Below are 8,445 nucleotides of genomic sequence, written 5' to 3'. Positions count from 1 at the left end.
CCGCTGCCCGACGGCGTCCTGCTCTGGACCCGGGTGACGCCCACGCCGGACGCCATACCCGGGTCGGGCAACGGGCCCGACACCGAGGTGCGCTGGGAGATAGCCGAGGACCAGGGCTTCTCCCGCATCGTCAGCCGCGGCAGCACCACCGCGCGGGCCGCGTCCGACCACACGGTCAAGGCCGATGTAAGAGGCTTGCGCCCGGCGACCACCTATTACTTCCGCTTCTCCGTAGGGGACGCCTCCCCGGTCCACTCCCCCGTGGGCCGCACCCGCACCACCCCCGCGCACGACGCCTCCGCGCACGGCGTCCGGTTCGGCGTGGTGTCCTGCGCCAACTGGGAGGCGGGCTACTTCTCGGCCTACCGCCACCTCGCGGCCCGCACCGAACTGGACGCGGTCCTGCACCTCGGGGACTACCTCTACGAGTACCCGAGCGGCGAATACCCCGCCGCCAAGCACGTCGTACGCCCGCACGAACCCCGGCACGAGATCATCACGCTCGCCGACTACCGCACCCGGCACGGCGTCCACAAGACCGACAGGGACGCGCAGGCGATGCACGCCACGCACCCGGTCATCGCGATCTGGGACGACCACGAGTTCGCCGACAACGCCTGGTCGGGCGGCGCGGTGAACCACACCCCCGAGAGCGAGGGCACCTGGGCGGCACGCATGGCGGCGGCCAAGCAGGCGTACTTCGAGTGGATGCCGGTACGCCCCTCCACCGAGGGCACCGTCTACCGCCGCGTCCGCTACGGCAAGCTGGCCGACCTGCACCTGCTCGACCTGCGCTCCTTCCGCTCCCAGCAGGCGGGCACCGGCAGCGGCGCGGTCGACGACCCGGAGCGCACCCTCACCGGCCGCGCGCAGCTCGACTGGCTGAAGGCGGGGCTCGCGTCGTCGGACGCCGCCTGGAAGCTGGTCGGCACCTCGGTGATGATCTCGCCGGTCGCCTTCGGTGCCCTGCCGGCCCATCTCCTCAAGCCCCTCGCGGAGTTGCTGGGCCTGCCCAAGGAGGGCCTTGCCATCAACGTCGACCAGTGGGACGGCTACACGGACGACCGCAAGGAACTCATCTCCCACCTGCGGGACAACGCCATCCGCGACACCGTCTTCCTGACCGGCGACATCCACATGGCGTGGGCGAACGACGTGCCGGCCAGGGCGGCCACGTATCCGCTCTCGTCCTCGGTCGCCACGGAGTTCGTGGTCACCTCGGTCACCTCCGACAACATCGACGACATGCTCGGAGTGGCCCCGCACACCGTCTCCCTGGCGGCCGCGGCCACCCTCAGGGCGGCCAACCGCCACGTGAAGTGGCTGGACATGGACTCCCACGGCTACGGCGTCCTCGACGTCACCGCCGAGCGCTCCCAGATGGACTACTACGCCCTCTCGGACCCGAAGAGCCCCGGAGCGACCTCGTCCTGGCTCCGCTCCTACCGCACGCTCAGCGGCTCGCAGAAGGTCGAACGGGCGGACGCTCCCGTGCGCTGACCCGTCGGAGCAGGTCCAGTCAGAGCGTTTCCAGGAAGCCGAGCGCCGTGCGCCACGTCGTCTCCGCCGCCTCGGCGTCGTGGTCGTCGAGGTCCGGGTCGGTGTAGAGGTGCCCGGCGCCGGGGTAGCGGTAGATCTCCACGTCGGCGCCGGCCCGCCCCATCCGCAGGTACCAGGCGCTCAGCCAGTCGTCCGTCTCGAAGGGGTCGGGCTCCGCCACGTGCAGCTGCACGGGCAGCCCGTCCACGGACACGTTCTCCGCGATGTCGGACGTGCCGTGCAGGAGCAGCAGGCCGCGCGCCTTCTCGTCGCCGAGCGCGAGGGTCTGCGCGGTCGCGGCGCCCAAGGAGAAGCCCGCGTAGACGAGGCCACGCTCCGAGTAGGGGGCGGCGGCGAGGATCGCCCGCTTCAGCAGCTCGTCCTTGCCGATCTCGTCCTGGTGGGCCATTCCGGCCTCGACGTCGTCGAACGTACGCCCGTCGAACAGGTCGGGCGTCCACACCTCGTGCCCCGCGGCACGCAGCCGGTCCGCCGCCGCGCGCACCGCGGGTCGCAGGCCGTACGTCGAGTGGAAAAGCATGATGTTCATGGAGCCATCGTGCCATCCACCTGGGACCTTCTCCCCCGACGGCAGCGGGCCGGTACCCCTCCCCTGCGAGGCCCGGAGGCGGTACCCCTACCCTCGGAGGCATGGAGAACGTACTGCGTCCGTTGATCGTCATCGGCGGCTCGGTCGTGCTCACAGTGGTGGTCGGCTGGCTGGTCGACTTCGCTCTGCGCCGGGCCGACGAGCGGCATCATGAGACCCCGCTGTGGGGTCTGCTGCGCCGCTGCCGAGTCCCCTTCCACCTGGTGCTGTGCACCGCCCTGCTGAGAGCTTCCTACGGACAGGCCCAGCTCGCCAAGGACCACTCGGCGGCCATCGGGCGGATCCTGTCGCTCGTCCTGATCGGCTCCGCGGCCTGGCTGGTGGTGCGGATCGCCACGGCGATAGTGGAGTCGTCCTACGCCCGTTACGCCACGGTCCACCGCGATCCGGCCCGCGTCCGCAGGGTCCGTACGCAGGTGACGCTCATCCAGCGGGTGGTCTCCGCGATCGTCGGTGTCGTGGCGGTCTCCGCGATGCTGCTGACCTTCCCCGCCATGCAGGCGGCGGGCACCTCGCTGCTGGCCTCGGCCGGCATCCTCGGCATCGTCGCCGGTGTCGCGGCCCAGTCCACCCTCGGCAACCTCTTCGCGGGCCTGCAGATCGCCTTCGGCGACATGGTGCGGATAGGCGACACCGTCGTGGTGGACGGCGAGTGGGGCACGGTCGAGGAGATCACCCTCACGTTCCTCGCGGTACGCACCTGGGACGAGCGCCGGATCACGATGCCCGTGTCGTACTTCACGTCCAAGCCGTTCGAGAACTGGTCCCGCGGCGGCGCGCAGATGACCGGCACGGTCTTCTTCCACCTGGACCACTCGGCGCCGGTCCACCAGATGCGCGACAAGCTCCGCGACATCCTGCGCGACTGCGCGGCGTGGGACGGCAGGGACTGGGGCCTCGCGGTCACGGACACGACGCCGAGCACGTTGCAGGTCCGCGCCCTGGTCACCGCGAAGGACGCCGACGACATCTGGACCGTCCGGGTCACGGTGCGCGAGCAGATGGTGCAGTGGCTGACCGAGAAGCATCCGTACGCGCTGCCGAAGGTCACCACGGCCTCGGCGGAACCCGCGCCGAACGGCCACCGCCCCTTGCACCTCGCGCCGAAGGCACCGCGGACCGGCCGAGGCTGAACTCAGGCCTGCCTCCGGCCGCGCGCCTCAGCGCAGGCTGCGTACGTCGAGGTGGTGCAGCACCCGGTCGACGACCTCCGGGTCGGCGCCGGGCTCGCTGCGCGCCGCCAGGACCTCGTGGCGCGCGGCCGACATCATCTCGCGCTGGATGCGCTGGACGGCCTTCAGCCGGTCCACGCGCTTGGCGTACCGCTCGCGCCGCTCGTCGTCGACCACGTCCGGGCTGATCCTGGCCCCGATGTCGAAGGCGCCGCGCAGCAGCCGCTCGGAGACGTCCTCAGGAAGCTCCTCGACCTCCTCGATCTCCCTGAGGCGCCGCTTGGCGGCCTTGGCGGCGCGGACCGCGAGCGCCCGCTCAAGCTCGCGCTCCGCGTCGGTGTCGGCGCGCACCCCGAGCTTGCGCACCAGCCAGGGCAGCGTGAGCCCCTGGACGACGAGCGTCGCCATGATCACGCAGAACGCGATGAAGATGATCTCGTCACGGGCCGGGAACGGAGATCCGTCGTCCGTCTTGAGCGGGATGGCGAGCGCGAGCGCCACGGACGCCACGCCCCGCATCCCGGCCCACCACATGACGACGGTCTCGCGCCAGGTCGTCGGGATCTCCTCGTCGTAGTCCCGGCGCTTGTGCAGCCGCTTGGCGAGCCAGGTCGCGGGCAGCAGCCACAGCAGCCGGCCGCCGACGACGACGCCGACGACCGCCGCGCCCCAGCCGAACATCTCCCACTCGCGGCCGCTCGCGATGCCGAAGACGTTGTGCAGTTCGAGGCCGATGAGTCCGAACGCGGCGCCGGTCACCAGGGTGTCGACGATCTGCCAGAAGGTCTGCCCGGTGATCCGCCCCAGTACGTCGTCGGCGTCGACCGCGTTCTCCGCGAGGTAGAGCGCGGTGGTGAGGACGGCGAGCACGCCGGAGCCGAGCAGCTCCTCGGCCAGCACATAGCTGACGAAGGGGACGAGCAGGGTGAGGCCGGTCTGCAGGATGGCGTCGCCGAGCAGCCCCATGAGCTTGTTCGTCAGCCAGCCGAGCGCGAGCCCGACGAGTACGGCCACCACGGCGGAGAGCACGAGCCGGCCCGCGGCGGACGGCCAGGAGAACGTTCCGCTCACCGCGGCGGCGATCGCCACGTGGTAGAGCACGATCGCCGTGACGTCGTTGAAGAGCCCCTCGCCCTCCAGGATCGACACGAGCCTGCGGGGCAGCCCGAGCGAGCCCGCGACGGCGGTCGCGGCGACGGGGTCGGGCGGCGCGACGAGCGCGCCGAGCGCGACGGCCGCGGCGAGCGGCAGCCCGGGGACGACGGCGTTGGCCATCGCGGCCACCGCCGCCGTCGTCACGAACACCAGTGCCACGGCGAGCAGGAAGATGGGGCGCCGGTTGGCCGCGAACTGCCGCCACGAGGTGCGCTGCACGGACGCGTAGAGCAGCGGGGGCAGCACCAGCGGAAGGATGTAGTCCGGCGGGATCTCGACATTGGGCACGAACGGCAGCAGGGCCATGCCGATCCCCGCGAGCGTCATCAGGACGGGCGCGGGCAGCCCAAGACGGTCCCCCAACGGCACCGTGACCACGGCTCCCAGCAACAAGACGAGCAGCAGCGCCAGTTGATCCACGGTGCGCCCTCCGGGCGGTCGAGACTTCAACGATCAAGACTCAACCCTGCCACGCGGTGGCCCCCGACGCGTCAGTGCAGCGCCTTGCGCATCGCCTGATGCGGAATCCCGGCGTCCGGAAACTCCGGGCCGTACGCCTCGTACCCCAGGCGCTCGTAGAACCCCAGGGCGTGCGTCTGCGCGTGCAGGTCGACGGCGGTGAGGCCACGCGCGCGTGCCGCGTCCTCTATGGCACGGACCAGGGCGGCCCCGACGCCGAGGCCGCGGGCGGACGCCGTCACCGCGAGCCGGCCGAGAGCGCCCACGCCGGTGTCCCCGCCGTTCTTGGCGGCCGCGGCGGCGCCGGTCAGCAGCCGGCCCGCGCCCAGCGGAACGCCGTCCTCGCGCACGGCAAGGACGTGCACCGCCACGGCGTCGTACGCGTCGTACTCGACCTCCTCGGGCACCTGCTGCTCGGCCACGAAGACGTCCCTGCGGACGGCGAAGCAGGCCTGGCGGTCGTCCTCGTCCCGCGCCTCCCGGACCGTGACATCGGTCACGAGCTCTCCGCCCGCACCCGGTCGAGCGCCTTCTGGAGGTCCTCGGGATAACCGCTCTCGTACTCCACCCACTGCCCGTCGCCCGGGTGCTCGAAGCCGAGCCGGACCGCGTGCAGCCACTGGCGCGTGAGACCGAGCCGCTTGGCGAGCGTCGGGTCCGCGCCGTACGTCAGGTCGCCCACGCAGGGGTGCCGGTGCGCCGCCATGTGCACGCGGATCTGGTGGGTGCGGCCCGTCTCCAGCTTGATGTCGAGCAGGGAGGCGGCCCGGAAGGCCTCGATGAGGTCGTAGTGCGTGACGGAGGGCTTGCCCTCGGCCGTGACCGCCCACTTGTAGTCGTGGTTCGGGTGGCGGCCGATGGGGGCGTCGATCGTGCCGCTCATCGGGTCGGGGTGGCCCTGCACCAGCGCGTTGTAGCGCTTGTCGACCGTGCGCTCCTTGAACTGGCGCTTCAGCGAGGTGTACGCACGCTCGGACTTGGCGACCACCATCAGGCCGGAGGTGCCCACGTCCAGGCGGTGCACGATGCCCTGGCGCTCGGCGGCACCGGAGGTCGAGACGCGGTACCCCGCCGCGGCGAGGCCGCCGATCACGGTCGTCCCCGACCAGCCCGGGCTCGGGTGCGCGGCCACGCCGACCGGCTTGACGATCACGACGATGTCGTCGTCGTCATGCACGATCTCCATGCCCTCGACGGGCTCGGCCACGATCTGCACCGGAGCGGGCGCCTGCGGCATCTCCACTTCCAGCCAGGCGCCGCCGTGCACCCGCTCGGACTTGCCGACCACCGAGCCGTCGACCGAGACCTTCCCCGCCGCGGCGAGCTCGGCGGCCTTGGTGCGGGAGAAACCGAACATGCGCGAGATGGCGGCGTCTACGCGCTCGCCCTCCAGGCCGTCCGGCACGGGCAGGGTGCGGATCTCGGGAATCGTACTCACCCATTGAGTATGCAGGAGCGCACTGACACTCCCGCACCACAGCCCTGCCGCACCGGCCCGGGCTCAGTCCTCGTGGACGGTGCCGTCCGGGTCGAGCCCACGGAAGGAGAGCAGCACGATCAGGATGCCGCCGCAGACGATCGCCGAGTCGGCGAGGTTGAAGACCGCGAAGCCCTTGGGGGCGATGAAGTCGACCACCGCGCCCTCGAAGACGCCCGGCGCGCGGAAGATCCGGTCGGTGAGGTTGCCGAGCGCGCCGCCCAGGAGCAGGCCGAGCGCGATCGCCCACGGCAGGCTGTAGAGCTTGCGGGCGAGGCGGGCGATGACCACGATGACGGCGGCCGCGATGCACGTGAAGATGATCGTGAAGGCCTCGCCGAAACCGAAGGCGGCGCCCGCGTTGCGGATCGCGTTGAAGCGGAGCCAGTCGCCGAAGATCTCGATCGCGTCGTGGTGCTCCAGCTTCGCGACCACGATCATCTTGCTGACCAGGTCGAAGGCGTACGCGACGGCGGCCACGGCGAAGAGCACGGCGATCTTGCGCTTGCCCTTGGGCTTCTGCTCGCCCTCGCCGACGACCTCGCCGGACCGCTCCGGCTCGTCCCCGGCCGTCTCAGGGATGTCCGGCGTACCGATGATGCGCTCCGCCTCTGCCACGTGAGTCCCTCAACCTAGGTACCTGACTGGGGACGAGGGTACGGCACACACGTACGGGCCCGGGTGTCCAGGCCGTGCTCAGGAGCGCCGTTCCTGCTTCTGCTTGCACTCGACGCACAGGGTCGCGCGCGGGAAGGCCTGCATCCGCGCCTTGCCGATCGGATTGCCGCAGTTCTCGCAGAGGCCGTACGTCCCCGCGTCGAGGCGCTCCAGGGCGCGCTCGGTCTGCACCAGCATCTCGCGCGCGTTGGCGGCAAGCGCCATCTCGTGCTCGCGCGTGATGTTCTTCGTACCGGTGTCCGCGTCGTCGTCGCCCGCCCCGTCGCCGGAGTCCCGCATCAGCCCCGCCAGGGCCTCCTCGGAGGACGTGATCTCACTGCCGAGGCGCAGCGCCTCGCTCTGCAGCTCCGCGCGGGCCTCCTGGACCTCTTCCGGAGTCCAGGGGTCCTCGCCCGGCCGGACCGCCAGCTCACCGGGCTCCGCCGCGGCGGCACGCGCCTTGGGCACGGCCGTCGACTTCGCCGCCGCGGTCGCCGTGCCCGGAGTCTTCTTCGCAACCACTGTCGTGGCTCCCGTCGTCTCCGCGGCCTCAGCCGCATCTTCGGCCGCGGTCGCGACCGTCTGGTTGTCCGTGCCGTGTGCGCCTTGCGTGTCGGGGGTGTCCTGGGTGCCGTGCTCGGTCGTGCGCTTCGCAGGGGTCTTCTTAGCGGGGGTCTTCTTGGCGGCGCTCTTCTTTGCGGGGGCCTTCTTGGCAGGAGCCTTCTTTGCGGCACTCTTCTTGGCAGCGCTCTCAGAGCCCGCCTGGGACACCGGCTCCGCCCCGTGAGCGGCCCCCTCCTTGGACGCGGTCTTCTTGGCCACCGCCTTCTTGGCCGGGGCTTTCTTCGCCGGAGCCTTCTTCGCCGGGGCCTTCGCCGGCTCCCCCATAACGGCCTTCTTGGCCACCGCCTTCTTGGCGGCGACCTTCTTGGCCACCGCCTTCTTCACCGCGGCCTTCTTGACGGCGGCCTTCTTCGCGACCGTCTCCTTCACCGCGCTCTTCTTCCCTGCGGCCTTCTTCTCTGCGGCCTTCTTCTCTGGAGCCTTCTTCCCCGTCGTCTTTCCCCCGGCGTCGGACGCCGCCCCCGCGCCGGTGGATCTGCCGGACGCCGACTGCTGTACGGCGGTCTTCTTCGCCACCATGGCCGCGGCCCCTTCACATATTGTGATCTTGCTCGCGAGTCGTGCTGGGACGATAAATCGACTCCAGGCCCGCGGCAACGGGGCACGCCGCCCGGTGCGCCGCCCCGCGGCTCCCGCACGGCGAGTCTGCAAGCGTTGTGCCCAACTCCCTGCCGGGTAATCCGCCGCCCGGCGCGCGCCAGGGATCCGCTCGCCCCCCATCTCGCCATTCGGGTCAGTCCGCGCCCCGCCCC

General features: G+C 71.3%; 8 protein-coding genes. 2 read left to right on the top strand and 6 right to left on the bottom strand.

What is annotated here, in order from left to right; all coding sequences use genetic code 11:
* Window positions 1-1,500 (top strand): alkaline phosphatase D family protein (locus GKQ77_RS21700; protein WP_219690598.1); only part of this gene is annotated, 1,500 nt, incomplete at its 5' end.
* A gap of 19 nt (window positions 1,501-1,519) precedes the next feature.
* Here GKQ77_RS21700 and GKQ77_RS21695 read toward each other — a convergent pair.
* Window positions 1,520-2,089: a dienelactone hydrolase family protein gene (locus tag GKQ77_RS21695; protein ID WP_219690597.1), complete on the bottom strand. Its 570-nt coding sequence runs from the start codon at window positions 2,087-2,089 to the stop codon at window positions 1,520-1,522.
* A 101-nt stretch (window positions 2,090-2,190) separates the two neighbouring features.
* On the opposite strand from GKQ77_RS21695, the gene GKQ77_RS21690 reads away from it, so the two are divergent.
* The gene (locus GKQ77_RS21690; protein WP_219690596.1) at window positions 2,191-3,282 is read left to right on the top strand and encodes a mechanosensitive ion channel family protein; all 1,092 of its coding nucleotides are present in this window, start codon (window positions 2,191-2,193) and stop codon (window positions 3,280-3,282) included.
* Between the two features lie 27 nt (window positions 3,283-3,309).
* Here the strand turns inward: GKQ77_RS21690 and GKQ77_RS21685 are convergent, their stop codons facing one another.
* The 5 genes from GKQ77_RS21685 to GKQ77_RS21665 all read right to left on the bottom strand — a co-directional run bounded on the left by GKQ77_RS21685 (window position 3,310) and on the right by GKQ77_RS21665 (window position 8,212).
* Window positions 3,310-4,896: a Na+/H+ antiporter gene (locus GKQ77_RS21685; RefSeq protein ID WP_219690595.1), complete on the bottom strand. Its 1,587-nt coding sequence runs from the start codon at window positions 4,894-4,896 to the stop codon at window positions 3,310-3,312.
* Window positions 4,897-4,967: 71 nt separating this feature from the next.
* On the bottom strand, window positions 4,968-5,435 hold the full coding sequence (locus GKQ77_RS21680) for a GNAT family N-acetyltransferase (protein ID WP_219690594.1): 468 nt from the start codon (window positions 5,433-5,435) through the stop codon (window positions 4,968-4,970).
* Window positions 5,432-6,373 (bottom strand): RluA family pseudouridine synthase, encoded by a 942-nt coding sequence (locus tag GKQ77_RS21675; RefSeq protein ID WP_125512286.1) that lies wholly within the window; start codon window positions 6,371-6,373, stop codon window positions 5,432-5,434. Before GKQ77_RS21675 ends, GKQ77_RS21680 begins: the two co-directional genes overlap by 4 nt.
* Before the next feature lie 63 nt (window positions 6,374-6,436).
* A complete protein-coding gene (gene lspA / locus GKQ77_RS21670; RefSeq protein WP_219690593.1) occupies window positions 6,437-7,030 on the bottom strand; it encodes a signal peptidase II in 594 nt (197 codons plus the stop codon).
* Between the two features lie 78 nt (window positions 7,031-7,108).
* Window positions 7,109-8,212, bottom strand: a complete 1,104-nt coding sequence (locus GKQ77_RS21665) for a TraR/DksA family transcriptional regulator (protein WP_219690592.1) — start codon at window positions 8,210-8,212, stop codon at window positions 7,109-7,111.
* Window positions 8,213-8,445: the final 233 nt, after the last annotated feature.

Source organism: Streptomyces anatolicus, assembly GCF_019400875.1.
Lineage (GTDB): Bacteria > Actinomycetota > Actinomycetes > Streptomycetales > Streptomycetaceae > Streptomyces > Streptomyces anatolicus.
The sequence above is the reverse complement of the archived record's forward strand: the minus strand, read 5'-3'. Positions and strand labels throughout refer to the sequence as shown.